Origin of the sequence: Micromonospora sp. NPDC047730, from assembly GCF_043204765.1 — a bacterium.
Taxonomy (GTDB): domain Bacteria; phylum Actinomycetota; class Actinomycetes; order Mycobacteriales; family Micromonosporaceae; genus Micromonospora.
Genome location: NZ_JBIDCU010000004.1, coordinates 22,057 through 44,460 on the forward strand (window position 1 = coordinate 22,057; position 22,404 = coordinate 44,460).

Annotated in this window: 22 protein-coding genes and 1 riboswitch; of the genes, 11 read left to right on the forward strand and 11 right to left on the reverse strand. The window is 74.6% G+C overall.

Translation table 11 applies throughout. The annotated features are described in order from the left end of the window. Positions 1-19: 19 nt before the first annotated feature. The 4 genes from ACGF5G_RS12045 to ACGF5G_RS12060 all read left to right on the forward strand — a co-directional run bounded on the left by ACGF5G_RS12045 (position 20) and on the right by ACGF5G_RS12060 (position 4,021). On the forward strand, positions 20-607 hold the full coding sequence (locus ACGF5G_RS12045; protein ID WP_393261747.1) for a MerR family transcriptional regulator: 588 nt from the start codon (positions 20-22) through the stop codon (positions 605-607). Between the two features lie 340 nt (positions 608-947). After that, complete coding sequence (locus ACGF5G_RS12050; protein ID WP_393262593.1) at positions 948-2,159, forward strand: nitric oxide synthase oxygenase; 1,212 nt, start codon at positions 948-950, stop codon at positions 2,157-2,159. A gap of 3 nt (positions 2,160-2,162) precedes the next feature. Continuing rightward, a complete protein-coding gene (locus ACGF5G_RS12055; RefSeq protein WP_393261750.1) occupies positions 2,163-3,395 on the forward strand; it encodes a globin domain-containing protein in 1,233 nt (410 codons plus the stop codon). Next, entirely contained in the window at positions 3,392-4,021 is a 630-nt protein-coding gene (locus ACGF5G_RS12060) for a hypothetical protein (protein ID WP_393261752.1), read from the forward strand. Before ACGF5G_RS12055 ends, ACGF5G_RS12060 begins: the two co-directional genes overlap by 4 nt. A gap of 150 nt (positions 4,022-4,171) precedes the next feature. Here ACGF5G_RS12060 and ACGF5G_RS12065 read toward each other — a convergent pair whose 3' ends face one another. Further along, positions 4,172-4,828 (reverse strand): NAD(P)H-binding protein, encoded by a 657-nt coding sequence (locus ACGF5G_RS12065; RefSeq protein ID WP_393261755.1) that lies wholly within the window; start codon positions 4,826-4,828, stop codon positions 4,172-4,174. 88 nt (positions 4,829-4,916) lie between these two features. Between ACGF5G_RS12065 and ACGF5G_RS12070 the strand changes: the two genes are divergently transcribed. Further along, the gene (locus ACGF5G_RS12070) at positions 4,917-5,798 is read left to right on the forward strand and encodes an NAD-dependent protein deacetylase (protein ID WP_393261757.1); all 882 of its coding nucleotides are present in this window, start codon (positions 4,917-4,919) and stop codon (positions 5,796-5,798) included. Between the two features lie 92 nt (positions 5,799-5,890). Here the strand turns inward: ACGF5G_RS12070 and ACGF5G_RS12075 are convergent, their stop codons facing one another. Both ACGF5G_RS12075 and ACGF5G_RS12080 read right to left on the reverse strand, forming a co-directional pair. Next, positions 5,891-6,559 (reverse strand): response regulator, encoded by a 669-nt coding sequence (locus ACGF5G_RS12075; RefSeq protein ID WP_393261760.1) that lies wholly within the window; start codon positions 6,557-6,559, stop codon positions 5,891-5,893. Then, positions 6,556-7,731: a sensor histidine kinase gene (locus tag ACGF5G_RS12080; protein WP_393261763.1), complete on the reverse strand. Its 1,176-nt coding sequence runs from the start codon at positions 7,729-7,731 to the stop codon at positions 6,556-6,558. Before ACGF5G_RS12080 ends, ACGF5G_RS12075 begins: the two co-directional genes overlap by 4 nt. A 143-nt stretch (positions 7,732-7,874) precedes the next feature. On the opposite strand from ACGF5G_RS12080, the gene ACGF5G_RS12085 reads away from it, so the two are divergent. Then, a complete protein-coding gene (locus tag ACGF5G_RS12085; RefSeq protein ID WP_393261765.1) occupies positions 7,875-8,855 on the forward strand; it encodes a hypothetical protein in 981 nt (326 codons plus the stop codon). A gap of 1 nt (position 8,856) precedes the next feature. On the opposite strand, the gene ACGF5G_RS12090 is transcribed toward ACGF5G_RS12085, so the two are convergent. Next, a complete protein-coding gene (locus ACGF5G_RS12090) occupies positions 8,857-9,006 on the reverse strand; it encodes a hypothetical protein (protein WP_393261767.1) in 150 nt (49 codons plus the stop codon). A 92-nt stretch (positions 9,007-9,098) separates the two neighbouring features. Beyond that, positions 9,099-9,198: riboswitch (glycine riboswitch) on the forward strand. A 74-nt stretch (positions 9,199-9,272) separates the two neighbouring features. On the opposite strand from ACGF5G_RS12090, the gene gcvP reads away from it, so the two are divergent. Then, a complete protein-coding gene (gene gcvP, locus ACGF5G_RS12095; RefSeq protein WP_393261768.1) occupies positions 9,273-12,095 on the forward strand; it encodes an aminomethyl-transferring glycine dehydrogenase in 2,823 nt (940 codons plus the stop codon). 125 nt (positions 12,096-12,220) lie between these two features. On the opposite strand, the gene ACGF5G_RS12100 is transcribed toward gcvP, so the two are convergent. Beyond that, positions 12,221-12,421 (reverse strand): DUF5999 family protein, encoded by a 201-nt coding sequence (locus tag ACGF5G_RS12100; protein ID WP_347669485.1) that lies wholly within the window; start codon positions 12,419-12,421, stop codon positions 12,221-12,223. A 123-nt stretch (positions 12,422-12,544) separates the two neighbouring features. Between ACGF5G_RS12100 and ACGF5G_RS12105 the strand changes: the two genes are divergently transcribed. Next, positions 12,545-13,741, forward strand: coding sequence for a chorismate-binding protein (locus ACGF5G_RS12105; protein ID WP_393261770.1), 1,197 nt, complete (start codon positions 12,545-12,547; stop codon positions 13,739-13,741). A 63-nt stretch (positions 13,742-13,804) separates the two neighbouring features. Here the strand turns inward: ACGF5G_RS12105 and pip are convergent, their stop codons facing one another. Then, positions 13,805-14,764 (reverse strand): prolyl aminopeptidase, encoded by a 960-nt coding sequence (gene pip / locus ACGF5G_RS12110; RefSeq protein ID WP_393261773.1) that lies wholly within the window; start codon positions 14,762-14,764, stop codon positions 13,805-13,807. A gap of 52 nt (positions 14,765-14,816) precedes the next feature. Here pip and ACGF5G_RS12115 point away from each other — a divergent pair, with 52 nt between their 5' ends. After that, the gene (locus ACGF5G_RS12115; RefSeq protein ID WP_393261776.1) at positions 14,817-15,299 is read left to right on the forward strand and encodes a MarR family winged helix-turn-helix transcriptional regulator; all 483 of its coding nucleotides are present in this window, start codon (positions 14,817-14,819) and stop codon (positions 15,297-15,299) included. A 98-nt stretch (positions 15,300-15,397) separates the two neighbouring features. On the opposite strand, the gene ACGF5G_RS12120 is transcribed toward ACGF5G_RS12115, so the two are convergent. From ACGF5G_RS12120 to ACGF5G_RS12140, 5 genes are read right to left on the reverse strand one after another with little or no spacing between them, the layout of a single operon-like run. Then, positions 15,398-16,219 (reverse strand): SWIM zinc finger family protein, encoded by an 822-nt coding sequence (locus ACGF5G_RS12120; protein WP_393261778.1) that lies wholly within the window; start codon positions 16,217-16,219, stop codon positions 15,398-15,400. Then, complete coding sequence (locus tag ACGF5G_RS12125) at positions 16,216-18,954, reverse strand: DEAD/DEAH box helicase (RefSeq protein WP_393261779.1); 2,739 nt, start codon at positions 18,952-18,954, stop codon at positions 16,216-16,218. Before ACGF5G_RS12125 ends, ACGF5G_RS12120 begins: the two co-directional genes overlap by 4 nt. Further along, positions 18,951-19,106 (reverse strand): hypothetical protein, encoded by a 156-nt coding sequence (locus ACGF5G_RS12130; protein ID WP_393261782.1) that lies wholly within the window; start codon positions 19,104-19,106, stop codon positions 18,951-18,953. Before ACGF5G_RS12130 ends, ACGF5G_RS12125 begins: the two co-directional genes overlap by 4 nt. Then, complete coding sequence (locus tag ACGF5G_RS12135) at positions 19,103-19,918, reverse strand: ABC transporter permease (RefSeq protein WP_393261783.1); 816 nt, start codon at positions 19,916-19,918, stop codon at positions 19,103-19,105. The genes ACGF5G_RS12130 and ACGF5G_RS12135 overlap by 4 nt, the downstream gene beginning before the upstream one ends. Beyond that, a complete protein-coding gene (locus ACGF5G_RS12140) occupies positions 19,915-20,898 on the reverse strand; it encodes an ATP-binding cassette domain-containing protein (RefSeq protein ID WP_393261786.1) in 984 nt (327 codons plus the stop codon). Before ACGF5G_RS12140 ends, ACGF5G_RS12135 begins: the two co-directional genes overlap by 4 nt. 74 nt (positions 20,899-20,972) lie before the next feature. Here ACGF5G_RS12140 and ACGF5G_RS12145 point away from each other — a divergent pair, with 74 nt between their 5' ends. Beyond that, positions 20,973-21,761, forward strand: coding sequence for a TetR/AcrR family transcriptional regulator (locus ACGF5G_RS12145; protein WP_393261788.1), 789 nt, complete (start codon positions 20,973-20,975; stop codon positions 21,759-21,761). Positions 21,762-21,771: 10 nt separating this feature from the next. Beyond that, positions 21,772-22,281, forward strand: a complete 510-nt coding sequence (gene def, locus ACGF5G_RS12150; RefSeq protein WP_393261791.1) for a peptide deformylase — start codon at positions 21,772-21,774, stop codon at positions 22,279-22,281. The last annotated feature ends 123 nt before the right edge of the window (positions 22,282-22,404 follow it).

Below are 22,404 nucleotides of genomic sequence, written 5' to 3' on the forward strand. Positions count from 1 at the left end.
TGGCGGGGAGGTTGTCCGGATGCACGAGCCGCGAGATCCCGATCCGGGTACGGAGCTGGACGAGCCGGGTGTGACGTCGCCAGGGTTGGCGACTGAGGGTGACGACACCGTTGGTTATCGAGGTGTGACGGCCTGCCATGCGGTGGGGATCAGCTACCGCCAGTTGGATTACTGGGCGCGCACCGGGTTGGTGGTGCCGAGCGTGCGGGACGCGTCGGGGTCGGGCACGCAGCGGTTGTATTCGTTCCGGGACCTGGTGGTCCTGAAGGTGGTGAAGCGGCTGCTGGACGCCGGGGTGTCGTTGCAGAACATCCGGAAGGCGATCGAGGCGCTGCGGTCCCGTGGGGTGGCGGATCTGGCGGGCATCACGTTGATCTCCGACGGGACGACGGTGTATGAGTGCCGGTCGCCGGAGGAGGTGGTCGACCTGTTGCAGGGCGGCCAGGGGGTGTTCGGCATCGCGATCGGTGGGGCGTTCAAGGAAATCCAGGGTTCGCTGTCGCATCTGCCGGCGGAGCCCGCGACGTCGGTGCCGCCGTCGGCGCCGGCGGGGGATTCGGTGGGTGACGAGTTGGCGGCGCGCCGGGCCCGGCGCCGGGCGGGCTGAGCGCGGCGTCGGGGCGCATGCCGCTGACCTCTGGTCGGGTGGTGGCGTGCTCACGTGGCGATGTCCAGAGTGGCGTGCTTGCGGGGGCAAGCGTCGATTGTGGACGTTTTCGGCGTGAGTCGGACTGTTGACAGTCTTTGCGTGGCCGGGAATCCTATGTGCGGCGCGCGGCTTGCCGCGCGCATGTCACTGTCCGTGACATGCGCGGCGGCGGGTCGGTGAACCGTGCCAAGGGACGACGCAGAAGGCGACGACCGCGCCTGCCCGACGATCGGATTTGAACAAAGTGCAGACTGACTATCATGCCGCCGCGGTGTTGGTGGATGCCGATGGGCGTGTCGTGGACGGCGAGGGGTCGGGCTGCCCGGTGGCGCATGCTCCCCGGCCGCAGGCGCCGGTGGAGGACGTGACGGCGGAGGCCGTCGAGTTCCTGGGTCTCTACCACGCGGAGCGGCGGCTGCCGGACGTGGCCGCGCGGATCGCGGAGGTGCGGGAGGAAATCGCGCTGACCGGCACGTACCGGCACACCTCCGAGGAGCTGTCGTACGGGGCGAAGGTGGCGTGGCGGCAGTCGGTGCGCTGTGTGGGGCGGGTCCGGTGGGCCGGGTTGAAGGTCCGGGACCGGCGTGACGTGACGACGGTGGCGGGGATCGCGCAGGAGTTGGCGCAGCACCTTTCGGTGGCTGACAACGGTGGGCGGATCCAGTCGGTGATGACGGTGTTCGCGCCGGACCGGCCCGGGGTGGGTCCGCGGGCGCGGATCTGGAACGACCAGTTGATCCGCTACTGCGGTCATCGGACGGACGACGGGTCGGTGCTGGGTGATCCGGCGCAGGTGGCGATGACGGAGGCGGCGCGGCGTCTGGGGTGGCGTGCGCCGGCGGTGCCGGGGCGGTTCGACCTGCTGCCGTGGGTGATCGAGACGGCGTACGAGGATCCGACGCTGGTGGAGGTGCCGCGGGACCTGGTCCGCGAGGTTGCCCTGACGCATCCGGCGTACCCGTGGTTCGAGGAGTTGAGGCTGCGTTGGCACGCCCTGCCGGTGATCAGCAACATGCGCCTGCGGGTCGGTGGGGTGGACTACAGCTGTGCCCCGTTCAACGGGCACTACCTGAGTGACGAGATCGGCACCCGGAACATGGGTGACCGGGACCGGTACGACCAGTTGCTGCCGGTGGCGCGGGAGTTGGGGTTGGACACCTCGCGGGAGGACACCCTGTGGCGGGAGCACGCCGTGTTGGTGATCAACCAGGCGGTGTTGCACTCGTTCCGGGCGGCGGGGGTGCGGGTGTCCGATCCGCACACCGAGTCGGAGCTGTTCATGAAGTTCTGCGCGCAGGAGGAGCGGGCGGGCCGGCCGGTGCACGGTGACTGGTCGTGGCTCAACGGCAGTGTGGGGTGGGCGGCGTTGCACGCCGTGCACCACCGCTACTACGACACGCGGGTGCCGGATCCGAACCTGTGGCAGGGTGACCGCGCGTACGGGACGTCGGGTGTGGTGGGGCTGACCCTGCGGGAGCGTCACGACGCCGCCCGCCGGCAGGAGGGCTGAGGCATGGACGTCGCGGCGTTACGCCAGAGTTGGGCGCAGTTCTGCGTGGCTGGTCCGGAGGCGGCGAAGTACTTCTACGCCACGTTGTTCGTGATCGCGCCCGAGGCCCGCACGATGTTTCCGACGAACATGCAGTACCAGCAGGACAAGTTGCTCTCGGCGTTGGGGCACATCATCACCCACGTCGACGACGAGCGGGAGCTGACGGCGTTCGCGCAGCGGTTGGGGGCCGACCACCGCCGGTTCCGCGGCGAGGACCAGCAGGGTCGGGCGGTGCCGTTGGCGGAGTGGCACTACATCTGGGTCGGGCAGGCATTGCTGGCGACGCTGGAACGCTTCCTCGGGCCACGGTGGACGCCGGCCCTGCGTGCGGAGTGGGCCGCGGCGTACGAGCTGGTGGCGCGGTTGATGCTGACGGGGGCGGCGGAGGCGGAGCGGACGTCGCCGCCGTACTGGGAGGCGGAGGTGCAGCGGGTGCAGCGGCGGCGGGCCGACGTGTGCGTGTTCACGGTCCGCCCGAACTACCTGTGCGACTATCTGCCGGGGCAGTCGCTGCCGGTGCAGGTGCCGCAGTTGCGCATGTGGCGGTACCTGTCGCCGGCGAACGCGCCGCGCGCCGACGGGACGATCGAGTTCCACGTCCGGGCCGCGGGTCGGTTCTCCACGCATCTGGTGCGGAAGCTGCGCGAGGGCGACCAGTTGCTGTTGGGGTTGCCGGTAGGGGTTGCGTTGTCGTCGTACGACCGGTCGCCGCAGCTGCCGTTGCTGCTGGTGGCGGGCGGCACCGGGTTGGCGCCGTTGCGGGCGGTGGCGGAGGCGTTGCAGCAGGGGTCGGGGCGTACGACGACGCTGGTGGTGGGCGGTAAGACCCCCGACGACCTGTACGACGACCGGGCGTTGCGGGAGTTGGCGGCGACGCCGCCGGCGGGGTCGTGGGGCTCCGGTGCGGGCGGCGGGTGGTTGCGGTACGTGCCGACGGTGGAGAGCGGCTGGCAGTGGCAGGGTGAGGTGGGTACGGCCGGTCAGACCGCGGTGCGGTTGGGTCCGTGGCGGGACACCGACGTGTTGGTCTGCGGCAGTCCGGAGATGACCCGGGAGACGATCACCGCCCTGACGGTGTCCGGTGTGCCGCCGGAGCGGATCCTGGTGGAGAGTTACGACCAGTCTCTTTATCCACCTCTCGCGAGCGCGGCGGCCGCCGCGCCGCAGGACTTCAGTTGGACAGGTGTCCGATGAGCATCGATCATGGCGACCGGGTCTCCGCCGTCCCGACCGGCGAGCTAACGCGGGCGTTGGGCGCGCTGGAGGCCCGCCGCTTCCGGGGCAGCCAGTGGTTGTCCGCCGACGAGGTCGCCGGCCTGGCCCGGTCGGTCGACGAGCGGATGGCGTTGCTCGACGGTGAGGTGGATCGGCTGCGGCGGGAGAACGACGGGCTGGTGCGGCAGGTCGAGATGCTGCGTCACGGCGCGCTGCCCAGCACCGCCCCGCAGGGCCCGGACCCGCTGGTGGTCGAGTTGGCGGTACGGGCGCAGGACGAGGCGAACCGGACGATCAGCGAGGCCAGCACGGAGGGCGCGGAGATCATCGCCGATGCTCGGCGACAGGCCGACGAGATCCTCGCCGAGGCGCACCGGCGGGCGGGGTCGCTCGCCCCTCCGGGGGAGCCTCGGGGTGACGACCTGCGGGGGCGGGTGCGGGAGCTGGAGGACCGGCACGCGGCGTTGGTGGCGGCGGTGACGACGGCGCAGCAGCAGCTGAGCCAGTGGCAGGAGCACCTGTCGGCGCAGTCGGAGCAGTTGCGGGCCGACGCCTACGCCGCCGGGGCGGCCGGTGCGCGGCTGCGGGCGGTGCTCGACGGCTGACGCCGCGGCGGGCGGAGTGCGCCCGCGCCGGGTGGGGGTGCGTCGCGGCGGGCGTGCCGGGCGGGGGCGTGGCGGTCGGCGCCCCGATTTCGGCGCGCCGACCGGGTCCGGCGCGCCATCCGATTTCGGCCGGCGGGGCCCTGCGGCCGGTCAGCCGGCGGCGGAGGCGACGGCGTCGGCGATCGGGGTTTCCCCGCCGACCAGCTCCAGAATCTGCCCGGCGGTGCGGGGCTCGTAGAGCAGGGCGAGCAGCACGCGGGCGACGTCGGCGCGGGTGACCGCGCCCGGAGGCACGTGCCGGGCCAGGGTGATCCGCCCGGTGGGTTGGTCGTCGGTGAGTCGGCCGGGTCGCAGCACGGTCCAGTCGAGGTCGCGGCCGGTCAGGTCGTCCTCGGCAGCTTTCTTCGCCCGCAGGTACGCCGCGAACACCTCGTCGGTGCCGGCGGGCGGCTCGCCGTCCACGCCCATCGAGGAGACCAGCAGGTAGCGGCGGACGCCGGCGCGTTCGGCGGCGTCGGCGAGCAGCACGGCGGCGGCCCGGTCGACGGTGTCCTTGCGGGCGGCGCCGCTGCCGGGGCCGGCGCCGGCGGCGAAGACCACCGCGTCGGCGCCGGCGAGGTGGCCGGCGAGGTCCTCGACGCCGACGTGCTCGAGGTCGGCGACGACGGGGTGGGCGCCGGCGGCGGTCAGCGCGGCGGCGTGGTCGGGGTTGCGGATCAGACCGACGGCGGTGTCGCCGCGTCCGGCGAGTTCCCGGTGGGTCAGTTTGGCGATCTTGCCGTGGCCTCCGGCGATGACGACGCGCATACCTGCCAACCTAGTCGCCGCCCCGGCACGCCGCGGCGGGGTCGCGGGGTGTTCGCCGGGGCGCGGGTCGCTGAGGCAGCATGGACGGGTGACGGAGACGATCGACGCGCTGGCCGGCCTGGTGGCGGGCGGTGGTGTCGTGGTGTTGAGCGGGGCGGGCCTGTCGACCGAGTCGGGCATCCCGGACTACCGGGGGCCCAGTGGGGCGGCCCGTCGGCACACCCCGATGACCTATCAGGTGTTCACCCGGGACGCGCAGGCGCGGCGGCGTTACTGGGCGCGCAGCCACCTGGGGTGGCGGGTGATCGCGCGGGCGGCCCCGAACGACGGGCACCGGGCGGTGGCCCGGTTGCAGCGCGGCGGCCTGGTCGACGGGGTGATCACGCAGAACGTCGACGGGTTGCACACGGCGGCGGGCAGCCCGCGGGTGGTGGAGTTGCACGGTCGTCTCGACGAGGTGGTGTGCCTGGGGTGCGGCAACCAGACGTCCCGGGAGGAGCTGGACCGGCGGCTGCGGGAGGCGAACCCGGGGTTCGACGCGCGGGTCGCGGCGGTCAACCCGGACGGTGACGTGGATCTCGCCGACGACGAGGTGGCGCGGTTCCGGACGGTCGACTGCACGTTCTGCGGCACCGGGGTGCTCAAGCCCGACGTGGTGTTCTTCGGTGAGACGGTGCCGGCGCCGCGGGTGGCCCGCTGTTTCGACATGGTGCAGCGGGCGCGGCTGCTGCTGGTGCTGGGGTCGTCGTTGACGGTGATGTCGGGCCGCCGGTTCGTGCTGCGGGCGGCGAAGCTGGGCATCCCGGTGGTGATCGTCAACCAGGGGCCGACGCGGGGCGACGGGTATGCGGCGTTGACCCTCGACGCGCCGCTGGGCCGGTTGTTGCCGGCGCTGGCCGATCGGACGGTGGGGGTGCCTGCTGCCGGTGACGGGGGCGTGGCGCCGACCGGGTTGACCGCGGTGCGGTAGCCGACGGGTGCCCCGGTGACGGCGAAGGGCGCGGCGGCTACGCGTCCGGCGAGAGATGGGTGCGGGAGCGCGTCTTTGTGGGACGACCGGGCTCAGTCGAGCAGGCCGGCTTGATGGGCGAGGATCGCCGCCTGCACCCGGTTCGTGAGGCCCAGCTTCGTGAGGATCCGGCTGACGTGGGTCTTCGCCGTCGCCTCGCTCATGTAGAGCGTGGCGGCGATATCGATGTTCGACAGGCCGCCGCCGACGGCGACCAACACCTCTCGTTCCTTGTCCGTGAGCACGGTGAGCCGCCGCTCGGCGTCGCTGCGCCGGTCCGGTGCCGGCCCGGCGAACGTCCGCAGCAGTCTGCGGGTGACGCGTGGGGAGATCATCGCGTCGCCGCGCGCCGCACTGCGGACCGCGGCGAGCATGTCGCCGGCCGACGCATCCTTCAGCAGGAACCCGACGGCGCCGTTGCGGAGTGCGGTACGCACGTACTCGTCGAGGTCGAAGGTGGTGAGCACGACGACGTGTGGCGGCGGGTCGAGCCGTGCCATTCGCTCGGTCGCGGTCAGCCCGTCGCCTCGTGGCATCCGGATGTCCATGAGTACGACGTCGGGCCGCAGCATCCGTGCGACGTCGACGGCCTCGACGCCGTCGGACGCCTCGCCCGTCACCGTGATGTCGGGTGCCGCCTCCAGGATGGTGCGCAGCGTCGAACGCACCATCCACTCGTCGTCGACGATCAGCGTTCTGATCGGGGCGGTGTGGGTCGTCATCGCTGCTCGCTTCGGCAGGTCGGCACCTCGGCGGTCACCTCGAAGCCGCCGTCGGAGGTGGGGCCCGCGGTGAACTCGCCGCCGACGAGCCGCACCCGCTCTGCGAGCCCGAGCAGCCCGTGGCCGCCGACCGGCAGCGACGCATCCGTGACCGGCCGCCCCCGGCCGTTGCGGACCGACAGTCGCAGCAGGTGCGCAGTCTGCTGGACGCGTACGCGGGTCGGTGCTCCCGGCGCGTGTTTGTGCACGTTGGTGAGCGCCTCCTGGACGAATCGGTAGGCCGTGTGTTCCACGAGCAGCGGGGGCCGCTGCCCGGTCGGGTTCGCCACGTCGAGAGTCACGGGGGTGCCGATGCGCCGGGACTCCTCGATCAGGACGTCCAGGTCGGCGAGCCCCGGCTGTGGGGTGAGCGGGGCATCGTCGTCGTTGTGCAGGACCGCCACCAGGGCACGGAGTTCGGCGAGCGCGTCGCGCCCGGTCGCTCCGATCTGTTGTCCGATGGTGACCGCGTCCTCGCCGCCGGCCACCTGCAGGGCTGTGGCCTGCAGCACCATCAACGAGACCCGGTGGGTGACGACGTCGTGCATGTCACGGGCGATGTGGGCCCGTTCGTCGCTTCGGGCCCGGGCGATGCGCTGCTGCTGCTCGCGTTCGAGGCGTTCCGTCCGCTCCCGGATGCGTTGCACCAGCTCGTGCCGGGTGCCGACGTACATGCCCAGGAGCACCGGCGCGACACACACCGCCATGCTGATCGGAATCGCGCCGTCGGCGCCGGCGTGCCGCCAGATCGGCACGCCCACCAGGACGGTGGACGCCAGCGTGGCGGCGGCGACCCTGGGCCACGCGGTGATGCGTTCACCCAGCGTGTACAGCGCGACCACGACGGCCGTGTGGGCCGACACGAGAGCGTTGGCCAGCAGTGATCCCGCCAGCAGGATCAGCGGCAGCCTGCGCCGCCACCTGGTCAGCAGCCCCACTCCCACGGCGAGCGGGACGCCGAGCCACGGCGGTGGGATGCGGTCGTCGAGCCCGGCGAGCGTCGGGCCGAAGAAGTCGTTGGTGCCGAACCCGCCGGTCGCCGTGAACACCGCGACGAGGAGCGCCCCTGCCGTGTCGGTCACGGGACGGCGGCGGTACCAGGGCGTCGCCGGGTGCGGGTCGCGCGTACTCATCGTGCTGACAGGCTAGGCGCCGGCACCGGTGTGCGCGTCAGCAGAAAGTTGTACGCCACGCCGGCGAAACACCGCCGGTCCATCGATCGACTTTCCCGGATCGGCCGACGCCTCGCCACGGCACCGTTGGCGACGCTGGTCGCATGGTCATCCACGAACGGCTCGGCCGGTGGCTCAGCCCCACGAACCTGCAGTTCGCCTTCGGGATCTTCGCGCTCGTCGCGGGGGCCCTGGTCGCGCTGCGGCAGGACGCTCATCACCCTCTGTTCCAGACCGCCGGGACGGTCGGGTACGCGGTTGCCGCGGTGCTCTCCTTCGGGAGCTGGTTCGCGCTGCGCCGCGCCGCGACCGCCGCGGGCGCCCGACGGCTCCTGATCGTCTTCCACCTGCTCTTCATCCCCGCGCAGTTCCTGTTCCTGCTCGCCCACCAGATGCCGTGGCTGGGCATGCTGCTGTCGACGATGATCACGGTCGGGCTGAGACCGCGCTTCCCGCGGCTCGGGCGGACGTCTCGCAAGGTGTGGCTGACGCTGCACATCGGCATCGGCGTGGGCTGGCTGGGCGTCTCCCTCGGGATGCTCGCCCTGTCCGTGGTGGGGGTGACCACGGACCGGCACGAGGTACGGCATGGCGCCTACGTGCTCATGGACACGTTCAACGTCGCCCTGGCGATCCCGAGCGTCTTCCTGGCGATCATCACCGGCGCGGTGGTGTCGCTCGGCACGCCCTGGGGGCTGATCAAGCACCGGTGGGTCCTGGCCAAGCTGATCATCGCGCTCAGCCTTCCGGTCCTCGCCACGTTCGAGGGCCCGTGGATCGACGAACTGACGGCGCGCACCAAGGACCCCGCCGCCGAGCCCGGCCAGACCGGGATCCTGCTGGTCGGCGCCATGGCGTTGTTCCTCGCCCTGCTCTGGACCGCGACGATCCTGTCCGTCTTCAAGCCCGGCGGCAGGACACGCTGGGGGCGCAGGGAGAACACGAGAGGGCGGGACGCGCAGGCCGCGGTGACGGTGGGCAGTATTCCCTGCGCGGTGACCCGGACGTCACGAGGTCACCCCGTTCGTACCCATGATCGAGCTGACGGCCGAGGGGGCACACCGGCACCCGGTCCCACGCCGTGATCTACCCGTGCGTCTCGTGGGCTCGGGGCGCCCGGATCGTCCTCGACCTCTGACGCTCGTAGAGGGCGACCAGGCCGTCGATGTCGCCGGCGTTGGCGTGGGCGACGAAGAATCGGCCGAGGTCCTCCGGGTGGGTCGGGGGCTCGGGCATCGAAATCACACCTCCACAGCTCACCGTGATCATGCCGAGGGGGTACGACATCCATCGGCCGACCGGGCGCTGGTAGCGTTGACCATGCCGGTAGCACCCACGTGGGAGAGACCGCCCAGAGAGCACCTCGGGCGGCGCCGAAGGGGCAAATCCTCCCCGGAACCTCTCAGGCAAAAGGACCTCGTGGGCAGGCACTGTGGAGCGCTGTGCGGGCGTGACAGAGGGGGAGGCCGACCTGTCGACCTCGCCTCAGGAGAGCGCCACCCATGACCGCAGAGCAGTTCGCCGCCCGCCACATCGGCCCGGATCCGGCCGACGAGCGCCGGATGCTGGAGGCCGTCGGCTACGGCTCGATCGACGAGCTGATGGACGCGGCGATCCCCGAGGTGATCCGCTGGCACGGCACCCTGGACCTGCCGGAGCCGGCCACCGAGCACGACGCGCTCGCCGAGCTGCGGGCCCTCGCCGCCCGCAACACCGTGGCCGTGTCCATGATCGGCCTGGGCTACCACGGCACGCACACCCCGGCGGTGATCCGCCGCAACGTGCTGGAGAACCCGGCCTGGTACACGGCGTACACGCCGTACCAGCCGGAGATCAGCCAGGGTCGGCTGGAGGCGCTGCTGAACTTCCAGACGATGGTCACGGACCTGACGGGGCTGGCCACCGCGAACGCGTCGATGCTCGACGAGGGCACCGCGGCGGCGGAGGCGATGACCCTCGCCCGCCGCGCGTCGAAGAGCAGGAGCCCGGTGTACGTCGTCGACGCCGACACCCTGCCGCAGACCATCGCGGTGATCACCAGCCGGGCCGAGCCGCTCGGCATCGACGTGCGGGTGCTCGACGTCGAGCGCGAGGAGCTGCCGGCGGAGTTCTTCGGTCTGCACCTGCAGTACCCGGGGGCGTCCGGGGCGGTGCGCGACCAGGCGGGCCTGGTCGAGGCGGCGCACGCGGCCGGCGCGCTGGTCACCGTGGCGGCGGACCTGCTGGCCCTGGCGCTGCTGCGCCCGCCGGGGGAGATCGGCGCCGACATCGCCGCCGGCACCACCCAGCGGTTCGGCGTGCCGATGGGCTTCGGTGGGCCGCACGCCGGCTACCTGGCCGTGCGGGCGGGTCTGGAGCGGATGCTGCCCGGCCGCCTGGTCGGGGTGTCCCGCGACGCGGACGGCAACCCGGCGTACCGGCTGGCGTTGCAGACCCGCGAGCAGCACATCCGGCGGGAGAAGGCCACCAGCAACATCTGCACCGCGCAGGTGCTCCTCGCCGTGATGGCCGGCATGTATGCCGTGTACCACGGCCCGGACGGGCTGCGCGCGATCGCGGCGCGTACGCACCGGATGGCCGCGCGGCTCGCGGCCGGGCTGCGTGCCGGCGGGGTGAGCGTCGCGGACGTCGCGTTCTTCGACACCGTGACCGCGACCGTGCCCGGCCGGGCCGCCGAGGTCGTGGCGGCCGCGGCGGCGCGGGGGGTGAACCTGCGGCTGGTCGACGCCGACCGGGTCGGCGTGTCCTGCGACGAGACGACGACGCCGGCGCACCTGGCGGCGGTGTGGGCCGCGTTCGGCGTCGACACCGTCGCCGGCGACGTGGCCGCGGCGCTGCCCGCCGGGCTGGCCCGCACGTCGGACTTCCTCACCCACCCGGTGTTCCGCAGCCACCACTCCGAGACGGCGATGCTGCGCTACCTGCGGCGCCTGTCGGACTTCGACTACGCCCTGGACCGGGGGATGATCCCGCTCGGGTCGTGCACGATGAAGCTCAACGCCACCACCGAGATGGAGCCGGTGAGCTGGCCGGAGTTCGCGCACGTGCACCCGTTCGCGCCGCAGGCGCAGACGGCCGGCTACCGGGAGATGATCGCCCAGCTGGAGGCGTGGCTGGCGGAGGTGACCGGCTACGACGCGGTCAGCGTGCAGCCCAACGCCGGCTCGCAGGGTGAGCTGGCGGGTCTGCTGGCCATCCGGGCCTGGCACCGCAGCCGGGGGGAGGGCCACCGGGACGTGTGCCTGATTCCGTCGTCGGCGCACGGCACGAACGCGGCCAGCGCGGTGATGGCCGGGATGCGGGTCGTCGTGGTGGGCTGCGACGACGGCGGCAACGTCGACCTGGTCGACCTGGACGCGAAGATCGACAAGCACCGCGACGCGCTCGCCGCGATCATGGTGACGTACCCGTCGACGCACGGGGTGTACGAGACGGGCATCGCGTCGCTGTGCGCGAAGGTCCACGACGCCGGCGGTCAGGTGTACGTCGACGGGGCGAACCTCAACGCGTTGGTCGGGTTCGCCAAGCCGGGCCGGTTCGGGGCGGACGTGTCGCACCTGAACCTGCACAAGACGTTCTGCATCCCGCACGGCGGCGGTGGTCCCGGGGTGGGGCCGGTGGCGGTGCGGGCGCACCTGGCGCCGTTCCTGCCGGGCGACCCGCTGGGCGCGCACGTCGACGGCCGGCCCGCGATCTCGGCGGCGCGGTACGGGTCGGCGGGGATCCTGCCGATCCCGTGGGCGTACCTGCGGATGATGGGCGCGGCGGGGCTGGCGCGGGCGACCGGGGTGGCGGTGCTGGCGGCGAACTACGTGGCGGCACGGCTGCGCGGGCACTTCCCGGTGCTGTACACCGGCAACAAGGGCCTGGTGGCGCACGAGTGCATCCTCGACCTGCGGCCGCTGACGAAGGCGACCGGGGTGAGCGTGGACGACGTGGCGAAGCGGTTGATCGACTACGGGTTCCACGCGCCGACGATGTCGTTCCCGGTGGCGGGGACGCTGATGGTGGAGCCCACCGAGAGCGAGGACCTGGCCGAGCTGGACCGGTTCTGCGACGCGATGGTCGCCATCCGGGCGGAGATCGACAAGGTGGGTGCCGGGCAGTGGCCGGCGGGCGACAACCCCCTGGCGAACGCGCCGCACACGGCGGCGATGGTGGCCGGGGACGAGTGGCCGCACGCGTACCCGCGGTCGGTGGGGGCGTACCCGGCCGGGGTGGACCGGGCCGGGAAGTACTGGCCGCCGGTGCGGCGCATCGACGGCGCGTTCGGCGACCGGAACCTGGTGTGTTCCTGCCCGTCACCGGAAGCGTTCGAGAGCTGATGTCGCGGCGCGCCGGGGCGGTCGAGGTGCCGCCCCGGCGGATACGCCGACCTGGGCCGCGGCTGTCCCGACCGGGGGACTAGCCTGGGTCGACGCCACAAGACTGCGTGACGGAGAGTGACAGGTCAGGCGACGAGGGCGTGTCGGGCCGGGCCGCGGTGCGGGGCGATGGTCCTGCCGTCGGGGAGTAGTTCGCCGGTGTCCTCGAAGACGATGACACCGTTGCAGAGCAGGCTCCAGCCCTGCTCAGGGAAGCAGGCGAGGACGCGGGCGGCTTCCCGGTCGGTCGCTTCGGCGGAGGGGCAGGTGGGTTGGTGCTGGCACATCGGGTTCTCCGGACTGTGGGGGCACTGTGTCATGGTTCACATGACCAGTGACGCACAGTACCAAGCGAAAGTGGACGGCATCGAGCAGGTATGCGCGTCGTTTCCGGGAAATCCACTGAACGGATGAGGGAGGATAGGCCGGACGGCGTGGAAACGCTTTCACGGGCAGGGGTCGATGTGCCGGCGGCGCCGGTCGCCTGCCGCCGTACGCTCGTCGAGCGGGCCCGCTGGCAGTGGCGGCCCGCCGACGGCGGCGACCCGGCCGCGCTGGCGCAGGAGTTCCTGGCCGCGCACGGCCTGCCGCTGCACGACCTGGCCCGCCCCGCCGCCGGCCACGACCCCGCCGGCGCCTGCGGGGCCGCCCTCTACCTCTCCGCCGACGCCGGCGCGGTCCTCGCCGGCGCGCCGCCCGGCGCCGCCAGCCCCGCCCCCGCGCTGCCGGAGGTCGCCGTGGTCGTCTACGGCCACGGCCCGCCCGCCCCGCCGCCCGCCGCGGCGCCAGCCGCCGGCTGGTGGCTGGGCGACTGGGCGGAGAGCTGGACCCCGCGGCAGCACGCCGAGGCGGTGACCGCGGTCCGGGCCGCCATCGGCCGGGGCGACGTCTACCAGGTCAACCTCGTCGGGCACGCCGCCGCCCGGTACGCCGGCGACCCGCTGCCCGCCCTGGGCCGGCTCGCCGGGCTGCCCGGCGCCCGCTACGGCGGCACCCTCACCGGGGCGGGCTGGGCGATCGGCTGCGCGAGCCCGGAAACCCTGGTCGAGCTGACCGACGGGCGGCTGGTCACCCGACCGATCAAGGGCACCCGGCCCGCCTCCGCCGTCGGCCGCGCCGAGCTGCTCGCCTCGGCCAAGGAACGCGCCGAGCACGTGATGATCGTCGACCTGGAGCGCAACGACCTGGCGCGGGTCGCCCGCACCGGCAGCGTGCGGGTCGACGAGTTGTTCGCCGTACGCCGCTGGTGCGACCTGTGGCAGGCCGAGTCGACGGTGTCGGCGGCGGTCGCCGACGGGCTCGGCCTGGCCGACCTGCTGCGCGCGGTCTGCCCGGGCGGCTCGGTCACCGGCGCCCCGAAGCTCGCCGCGCTGGGCCGCGTCGCCGCCCTCGAGCCGGTCGGGCGGGGCGCGAGCATGGGGGCTCTCGGCTGGGTCGCCCCCGGGCGGATCGACCTGGGGTTGACCATCCGCACCGCCGCCGTCGACGCCGACCGCGTGCACGTCTGGGCGGGCGGGGGCATCACCTGGGGCAGCGACCCGGACGCCGAGGTCGCCGAGGCCGCCGCCAAGACCGGCCCCGTCCGCGCCGCGCTCGCCGGCGGCTGACCGCCGCCCGGCGCGCGCAGCGCCGGCCCGGAGGTCTCCTGACCTGACCGGTGGGGCGGGGTGTCAGCGGCGGTCGGCGAAGCCGTCCAGCGCCGCGACGACCCGCTCCGCCATGCCGTTCCTGCTGCCGTGCCCGGCGCGCTCCAGCAACTCCAGGCGCGCGTCCGGCCAGGACTGCGCCAGCAGCCACGGGATGTCCGCCGGGCTGCTGATGTCGAGTCGGCCGTGCAGCAGCACCCCGGGAAGGCCGGCCAGCCGCCCCACCTCGCGCAGCACCTGCTCCTCCGGCAGGAAGCAGTCGTGCCGCCAGTAGTGGGTGACCAGCCGGACCATCGCCATCCGGAACACCGGGTCGGCGTAGCGGGGGTCGGGCCGGTGACCGGGGGCGGTGGCGACGTGGCTGTCCTCCCAGGCGCACCAGTCGCGGGCGGCCCGGTCCCGCACCGCCGGGTCCGGGTCGGCCAGCAGCCGGGCGTACGCGTCGGCCAGGTCGCCGTCGCGGTCGGCCGGCGGCACGCCGTCGCGGAACCGGGCCCACTCGGCGGGGAACACCCGCCCCATGTCCCGGGTGATCCAGTCGATCTCCCGGCGGGTGCCGGCGGTGACGCTGAACAGCACCAGCTCGCTGACCCGCTCCGGGTGCCGCTGGGCGTACGCCAGGCCGAGGCAGGAACCCCAGGACGAGCCCAGCACCAGCCAGCGGTCCACCCCGACATGCTCGCGCAGCCGTTCGACGTCGGCGATCAGGTGGTCGGTGGTGTTGGTGGACAGGTCCACGGTGGGGTCGGCGGCGTGCGGGAGGCTGCGTCCGCAGCCGCGCTGGTCGAACAGGGTCACCCGGTAGCGGGCCGGGTCGAAGAAGGTCCGCCAGCTGGGCGAGCAGCCGGAGCCGGGACCGCCGTGCAGCACCACCGCGGGCTTGCCGTCGGGGTTGCCGCAGGTTTCCCAGTACACGAGCTGGCCGTCGCCGACGTCGAGCATCCCGTGCGCGTACGGCTCCGTCAGGGCATACCGCTGCGTCATCGCCTGTCCTCCCTCGTCCCACCAGATACAACAGCGCTGTTACATTAGCGGAGTGACTGACGTACCGGACCGGGAGGCCGTGGGCACGCTGCTGCGGCACGTCCTCGACGTGATCGACGGCGACGTCGCCGCGGTGTACGCCGAGCGGGGCCTGGCCGACTACCGGCCCCGGTTCTCGCCGCCGCTGCGGGTGCTGGTGGCCGACGGGCCGCTGCCCATCCGCGACCTGGCCCGCCGGGTGGGCGTCACCCATTCGGCGACCAGCCAGACCGTGGCCCAGATGGCCCGCGCCGGCCTGGTGGAGCTGACCCCGGGCGCGGACGCCCGGCAGCGCATCGTGCACCTGACCGACCGGGCCCGCGAGCTGCTGCCGGTGATCGAGGCGGAGTGGGCGGCGACGACCGCCGCGATGCGCGGGCTGGACGCCGAGCTGCCCGTGCCGCTGGCCGACCTGCTGCACGAGGTCCTCGCCGCGGTGCGCCGGCGGCCGATGCGGCAGCGCATCGCCGACGCGGGCCTGCCGCCGCCGGCCTGACCAGCCACCTCGCTCCCACCGCCGGTATGCCGGCACCGCTGCACGAGGAACTGCGGCAGTCTCCGCGCCGCCGACGGCACCCGGGCCGGGGCGGGCGGTCAGCGCTGCCGCAGCAGTGCCGTCGCCCGCTCGGCGGCCACCGCCACGAGGTGGCGCAACGCGTCGACGTCGACGTCCGGGCCGGGCGGCAGCAACGGCAGCGTCGGCGCTCCCACCGGCCCCGGTGGCGGCGGCAGGGGTGGCGTCGGGCGGGCGTACGCCTCGACGGCCGCCGTCCCCGCCGCGTCGGGACGCCCGGCGGGTGGCTCCGGCGCGACACGGGCCTGACCGGGTGACCCGGACGGCGGCGTCGACTCCGGCCGCGGCACGGTGCGGCCGGGAGCCGGCGCGGCGGCGAGCAGCTGCCGGGCGTCGCGGCCCCGGATCAGCAGCAGCAGGGCGGGGTCGGCGTCCAGCAGCCAGGACACCTGGTGGCACAGCGCGGCGGCGTGCCGGCACGGGTGGTCCCACTCCGGGCAGTCGCACTCCGGGGTGACCTCGCCCAGCGCGGGCAGCAGCCGCACCCCGGCCAGGTCCGCCAGGTCGCGGGGCAGCTGCCCCGCCAGCAGCGCCGCCTGGTGCCCGGCCCGGGCGGCCACCTCACCGGCCAGCAGGTCCCAGTCGTCTTCGGCCAGCGGCGCGACGCGCACCCGGGTGGCGTACGCCTGCTCGGTGTCGCCGTCGTGCACGGCGGCGGCGAGCCGACCGGGGCTGACGGTGATCGGGCCGACGTGCCCGGCGGCGGCCAGCCGGCGCCCGGCGCGCAGCGGCCCGACGTCGAGGGCGTCGGCCTCCCACGCCCGGTTCCACGCCGAGCCCCACCACGTGCGGGGGCGGCGGGCCCGGCCGGGCGGGAACGCGGTGAAGCCGCGCGGGGTCATCGGTTGCCGCCGAGGGTCACGAGTTCGGCCAGTTCGGTGTCGCTGAGCGCGGCCAGGGCCGCCGGCCCGGCGTCGAGGACGGCCTCGGCGAGTTCCCGCTTTCCGGCGAGCAGCGCGGCGATGCGGTCCTCGACGGTGCCCTCGGCGACGAGCCGGTGCACCTGCACGGGCCGGGTCTGCCCGATCCGGTACGCCCGGTCGGTGGCCTGGTCCTCCACGGCCGGGTTCCACCAGCGGTCGTAGTGCACGACGTGGTCGGCGCGGGTGAGGTTCAGGCCGGTGCCGGCGGCGCGCAGCGACAGCAGAAACACCGGGGCCTCGCCGGCGTCGAAGCGGCGGACCAGGTCGTCGCGGGTGGCGACGGGCAGCCCGCCGTGCAGCAGCAGCGCGCCGGCGCCCCGGTCGGTCAGGTGCCGGTGCAGCAGCCGGGCCATCGCCACGTACTGGGTGAACACGAGCACCGCGCCGCCGGCGGGCAGGATCGTGTCGAGCAGTTCGTCGAGCAGGTCGAGCTTGCCGGAGCGGCCGGCCAGCGGCGGCGCGGTCTGGCGCAGGTACTGGGCGGGGTGGTTGCAGATCTGCTTGAGCGCGGTGAGCAGCTTGACCACCAGCCCGTGCCGGGCGAAGCCGTCGGTGCCGGCGATCAGGTCGAGCAGTTCGGCGACGCACGCCTGGTAGAGGGCGGCCTGTTCGGCGGTGAGCGCGACGGGCTGGTCGGTCTCGGTCTTGCCGGGCAGCTCCGGGGCGATGCCGGGGTCGCTCTTGCGGCGGCGCAGCAGGAACGGCCCGACCAGCCGGGCCAGGTCCCGCCCGGCGTCGGGGTCGCGGTCGGTCTGCACCGGCTTGACCCAGCGGGCGCGGAACTCGGTGAGGGTGCCGAGCAGCCCGGGGGTGGTCCAGTCCAGGATCGCCCACAGGTCGGTGAGGTCGTTCTCCACGGGGGTGCCGGTCAGGGCGACCCGGGCGGCGGCGGGGATCGCGCGCAGCGCCGTCGCGGTCTCCGAGTGGGGGTTCTTCACGTGCTGTGCCTCGTCGGCGACGAGCAGCGGCCACCGCCGGGCGGCCAGCCGGGCCGCGTCGCGGCGCAGGGTGGCCCAGGTGGTGAGAACGAACCCGCCGTCGAGGTCGTCGAGGTGGCGGTCGGGGCCGTGGAAGCGGCGTACGGGGGTGTCGGGGGCGAAGCGCCGGATCTCCCGTTCCCAGTTGCCGAGCAGCGACGCGGGACACAGCACCAGGGTCGGGCCGGCGGTGGCGGGGTCGGCCTGCCGGTGCAGGTGCAGGGCGATGAGGGTGACGGTCTTGCCCAGCCCCATGTCGTCGGCGAGGCAGCCGCCGAGGCCGAGCGCGGTCAGCCGGGCCAGCCAGCGCAGCCCGTGCCGCTGGTAGTCGCGCAGGGTCGCGGCCAGCCCGGGCGGTGCGGGCACCGGGGGAGCGGTCCCGCCGTCGGCGAGCCGTCGCGCGGCGTCGGCCAGCCAGCCCTCGGTGGTCACGTCGACGCGTTGGCCGTCGACGTGTGTGGCGCCGGTCAGCGCGGCGCGCAGCGCGGGCATCGCGGCCAGTGTCCCGGCGTGCGGGTCGCGGGCGCGGCGGGCCAGCTCCGGGGGCACCAGCACCCACCGCTCGCGCAGCCGCACCACCGGCCGGTGCGCGTCGGCGAGCCGGGCCAGCTCGGCCGGGGTGAGCGGCGCGCCGTGCAGGCTCAGTCGCCAGTGCAGCGCCAGGTCGCCGGGCCCGGCGAGCAGCCCGGTTCCGGCGGCGCGGCGGGCCGGGGCGCGCAGCACGGCCGAGGCGGTGAGGTCGCGGTCGAGCCCCGCCGGCCAGTGCACGTCGATCCCGTCGCCGGCGAGGCGGGCGGCCGCGCCGGTGGCCAGGTCGACGACGTGGGCGTCGGTCAGCGCCAACGCGTCGGGCACGGCCGTGTCCAGCAGCCCGGCCAGGGGCGGCCACACCCGCGCGGCGTGTCGCAGGGCCAGCAGCGCGGCGTCGCGGGCGCCGGGCGGGAACCCGGGGACCGTGGCGTGCCACAGCGCGGCGGCGTCGGTGAGCAGCCCCGGCGCGGCGGCGCGGTGCACCTGCGCCACGAGCCGCCACGGTTCGTCGGGGGTGTCGTGGTGTTCCAGGCGCAGCGACAGCCGTACCGCCGCGTCGGCGTGGGCGGCGACCCGGGCGGCCCAGTCGCGCAGCCGCCCGACGGGTGTGGGTGTCGGCGCGGCCCACGCCCCGGTGGCGCCGTCGGCGCGGGGCAGGGTGTCGGCGACGGCGTCGAGGAAGTCACGCAGCAGCCGCGCCGGGTCGGGCAGCCAGGCGGGGGTGCGTCCGGGCACCGGCACCGCGCGGGCGGTGGCGGGCATCGCGGCGGCGAGCCGCGCCTGCCGGGCCTCGTCGTCGTCGGTGAGCGGCCCGACGCGCCAGGTGTCGTGCCCGGCGGGGGTCACCGCGGGCAGCAGCAGGCCGTGGGCGGCCAGGTGCAGGGCCTCCCGGGTGGCGGCGGCCCAGAACGCGGCCGCCGGGTCCGTGGCCCGCGCGGCGAGCAGCAGCGGTACGCCGGCCGCCAGCGACGCCCGTCGGGCGGGCACCGGGGTGGGGTGGCCGTGCGGGGGCGTCGCCAGGGTCACCCGGGCGGGTTCGCCGATCCCGTCGGGCGGTGGGCCGCCGTCGGGCGACCAGACGAGCAACGTCCCGGCGCGGGGCGGGTCGGCGGGGGTGAACGTGACGGCGTGGGAGCCGATCGTCACGGGCGTCCTTCCGGGTGCGGGTCGGCGGTCAGGTCCTCGGCGCGGCGCAGGTCGTCGCGGACGCGTTCGGCGGGGGTGAGGGGCACCACCGTGGCGGCGTCCAGTGCCTCGCGCGCCCGGCCGGCGTGGATCGGGATGGTCCGTTCGGTCACCGGCTGAGCGTGCGGTAGCGGTGCACCGCGAGGGGCAGGAACACGGCGATCAGCAGCAGCGGCCAGGCGACGGCGAGGGCGACGGCGTGCTGCGCGGCGAAGGACTCGCCGCCCCAGCCGGGGTTGCCGAACAGCTCCCGGCAGGCCGCGACGGTCGCCGACAGCGGGTTCCACTGCGCGACCGCCGCCAGCGGGCCGGGCATGGTGTCGGGGGCGACGAACGCGTTGGAGGTGAACCCGACGGGCCAGACCAGGATCTGCAGCACCACCACCGACTCGGGTCGGCGCAGCACCAGCGCCAGGTGGATGCCGACCCAGATCAGGGCGAAGCGCAGCAGCAGGAGCAGCCCGACGGCGGCCAGGGCCGCGGCGGTGCCGGCGCGCCACTGCCAGCCGACGGCGAGGCCGCAGGCCAGCATGACGGCCAGGCCGGCGGCGGAGTGCAGCAGGTCGGCGGCGGCCCGGCCGGTGACCACCGCCGAGGGCGCCATCGGCAGGGACCGGAACCGGTCGGTGACGCCGCGGGCGGTGTCGGTGGCCACGGCCGCGTACGTCGACTCGATGCCGAAGGCCATCGTCATGGCGAACATGCCGGGCAGCAGGAACTCCCGGTAGTCGCCGCCGCCGGGCACGCTCATCGCGCCGCCGAAGAGGTAGCCGAACATCAGCACCAGCAGTACGGGGAACAGCAGCCCGACGATCGCCTGCGCGGGTTGCCGGACCCAGTGCGCCAGCGCGCGGCCGGTGAGGGTGACGCCGTCGGCGACGGCCCAGCGCAGGCGGTTCGGCAGCGGGTGGACGGTCACGCTCATGCGGTCACCTTCTCCTCGGCGGGGCGGGCGGCGGGGGAGTCCTCACCGGTGAGCTTCAGGAACACCTCGTCGAGGGTGGGGCGGCGTACCGCGATGTCGGCGGCGGTCAGGCCGGCGTCGTCGAGCGCCCGCAGCACGGCGGCCAGCGCGGCGACGCGCCCGGAGACGGGCACGCTGACCCGCAGGGCCGCCGGGTCGACGTGCGGCCTCGCCGCGACGGCGGCACCGACGGCCCGCGCCGCCCGGTCCAGTTCGTCGGCGCGGGACAGCACCACGTCGACCCGGTCGCCGCCGAGCGCGGCCTTCAGCTCGTCGGGGGTGCCGTCGGCGATCACCCGGCCGGCGTCGACGACCCGGACGCTGTCGGCGAGCTGGTCGGCCTCCTCCAGGTACTGGGTGGTCAGCAGCACGGTGGTGCCGTCGGCGACGAGGCCCCGCACGGCGTCCCACACCTGCGCCCGGGCGCGCGGGTCGAGGCCGGTGGTGGGCTCGTCGAGGAACAGCACCGGCGGGTCGAGGACCAGGCTGGCCGCGAGGTCGAGGCGGCGGCGCATCCCGCCGGAGTACGTGCCGGCGGGCCGGTCGGCGGCGTCGGTCAGGTCGAAGCGGGCGAGCAGCTCGGTGGCCCGGACGCGGGCCCGCGCGCCACCGAGGTGGTGCAGCCGGCCGAAGAGCACCAGGTTCTGCCGGCCGCTGAGTACCTCGTCCACGGCGGCGTGCTGACCGACCAGCCCGATGCGGGCGCGCACCCGGTCGGGGTGTCGCCGCACGTCGGCGCCGGCCACCCGGGCGGTGCCGGCGTCGGGCCGCAGCAGGGTGGTCAGCACCCGCACCGCGGTGGTCTTGCCCGCGCCGTTGCGCCCGAGCAGCCCGCAGACCGTGCCGGCGGGCACCGTCAGGTCGAGGCCGGCGAGGGCCTCGGTGTCGCCGTAGCGCTTGCGTAGTCCCTCGGCCTCGATGGCCGGTCCGTCCCGGTGCATCCGTGCCCCCGTCCGCTCGTTCCGTACGCCGTACCGTACACCATACGGTACGGCGCACGGTAGAGTTCCGGGGCATGACGACCGAGTACAGCGGCACCGGCGACCCCGCGCGCAGCCTCGCCCTGCTCTGGCGCACCCGCGAACGCGCCAGCCGCAAGGGCCGGCCCGACCTGTCCGTGGACCGGATCGTCCGCGCCGCCATCGAGGTCGCCGACGCCGACGGGCTGGCCGCCCTGTCCATGCGCCGGGTCGCCGAACGCCTCGGCGTCGGCACCATGAGCCTCTACACGTACGTCCCCGGCAAGGGCGAGCTGCTCGACGTCATGCTCGACACCGTCTACGGCGAGACCGCCCGCCCCGACGACGTGCCCGGCGGCTGGCGCGGCCGCCTCGCACACATCGCCCGCGAGACCTGGGCGCTCTACCTGCGTCACCCCTGGCTGCTGCAGGTCGCCACCACCCGCCCCCCGCTCGGCCCCAACGTCATCGCCCGCTACGAGTACGAGCTGCGCGCCGTCGACGGCATCGGCCTGACCGACCTGGAGATGGACGCCGTCGTCACCCTCGTCTCCGGGTACGTCCACGGGGCCGTGCGCAGCGCCGTGGAGGCCGCCCAGGCCGCCGCGCACACCGGTATGACCGAGGAACAGTGGTGGCAGGCCCACGCCCCCTACCTGGAGAAGGCCCTCGACCCGCGCCGCTACCCCCTCGCGGCGCGGGTCGGCAGCGCCGCCGGTCAGGAGTACCAGGCCGCCGGCGACCCCGCCCGCGCGTTCGAGTTCGGCCTGGCCCGCATCCTCGACGGCGTCGAGGTGCTCGTGGCCGCCCGCCCGGGCGCCGCCGCCGGGGGCGACGACGGATAGCCTTGCCGGCATGACGATGCGACCCATCAGGATCATCGGCGACCCCGTGCTGCGCACCCCGAGCGAGCCGGTGACCAGCTTCGACGCCGAACTACGCGCCCTGGTCACCGACCTGATGGACACCCTGCTCGGCGCTCCTGGCCGCGCCGGCGTCGCCGCGCCCCAGATCGGCGTCAACGCGCAGGTGTTCGTCTACGACGCCGACGGCCACCGCGGCCACCTGGTCAACCCGACGCTGGAACTGTCGGAGGAGTTGCAGGACGACGACGAGGGCTGCCTGTCCGTCCCCGGGCTCTACTTCCCGACCCCCCGGGCGATGCACGCCACCGCCCACGGCTTCGACCAGCACGGCGAGCCGCTGACGATCTCCGGTAGTGGGTTCCTCGCCCGGGCCCTGCAGCACGAGACCGACCACCTGGCCGGCCGCCTGTACGTCGACACGCTGCGCGGGGACACCCGCCGCCGGGCGCTGCGCGAGATGCGCGCCGGCCGCTTCGACTCGCCCAGCCGCCGCAGCTGAACCGTTCAGACGCGGCGACCCGCCGCGCCTGAACGGCGTGGGCGTCCGCGACCCGGCGCGTACGCGAACGGCCGCCGGACCCCGACGGGGCCCGGCGGCCGGGACGTCACCCGCGGGGCACGA

Coding starts and splice junctions, on each gene's coding strand:
- ACGF5G_RS12045 (WP_393261747.1), top strand. CDS start 20: ATGCACGAGCCGCGAGATCCCGATCCGGGTACGGAGCTGGACGAGCCG.
- ACGF5G_RS12055 (WP_393261750.1), top strand. CDS start 2,163: ATGGACGTCGCGGCGTTACGCCAGAGTTGGGCGCAGTTCTGCGTGGCT.
- ACGF5G_RS12060 (WP_393261752.1), top strand. CDS start 3,392: ATGAGCATCGATCATGGCGACCGGGTCTCCGCCGTCCCGACCGGCGAG.
- ACGF5G_RS12065 (WP_393261755.1), bottom strand. CDS start 4,828: ATGCGCGTCGTCATCGCCGGAGGCCACGGCAAGATCGCCAAACTGACC.
- ACGF5G_RS12075 (WP_393261760.1), bottom strand. CDS start 6,559: ATGACGACCCACACCGCCCCGATCAGAACGCTGATCGTCGACGACGAG.
- ACGF5G_RS12080 (WP_393261763.1), bottom strand. CDS start 7,731: ATGAGTACGCGCGACCCGCACCCGGCGACGCCCTGGTACCGCCGCCGT.
- ACGF5G_RS12085 (WP_393261765.1), top strand. CDS start 7,875: ATGGTCATCCACGAACGGCTCGGCCGGTGGCTCAGCCCCACGAACCTG.
- ACGF5G_RS12090 (WP_393261767.1), bottom strand. CDS start 9,006: ATGCCCGAGCCCCCGACCCACCCGGAGGACCTCGGCCGATTCTTCGTC.
- gcvP (WP_393261768.1), top strand. CDS start 9,273: ATGACCGCAGAGCAGTTCGCCGCCCGCCACATCGGCCCGGATCCGGCC.
- ACGF5G_RS12100 (WP_347669485.1), bottom strand. CDS start 12,421: ATGTGCCAGCACCAACCCACCTGCCCCTCCGCCGAAGCGACCGACCGG.
- ACGF5G_RS12105 (WP_393261770.1), top strand. CDS start 12,545: ATGAGGGAGGATAGGCCGGACGGCGTGGAAACGCTTTCACGGGCAGGG.
- pip (WP_393261773.1), bottom strand. CDS start 14,764: ATGACGCAGCGGTATGCCCTGACGGAGCCGTACGCGCACGGGATGCTC.
- ACGF5G_RS12120 (WP_393261778.1), bottom strand. CDS start 16,219: ATGACCCCGCGCGGCTTCACCGCGTTCCCGCCCGGCCGGGCCCGCCGC.
- ACGF5G_RS12135 (WP_393261783.1), bottom strand. CDS start 19,918: ATGAGCGTGACCGTCCACCCGCTGCCGAACCGCCTGCGCTGGGCCGTC.
- ACGF5G_RS12140 (WP_393261786.1), bottom strand. CDS start 20,898: ATGCACCGGGACGGACCGGCCATCGAGGCCGAGGGACTACGCAAGCGC.
- ACGF5G_RS12145 (WP_393261788.1), top strand. CDS start 20,973: ATGACGACCGAGTACAGCGGCACCGGCGACCCCGCGCGCAGCCTCGCC.
- def (WP_393261791.1), top strand. CDS start 21,772: ATGACGATGCGACCCATCAGGATCATCGGCGACCCCGTGCTGCGCACC.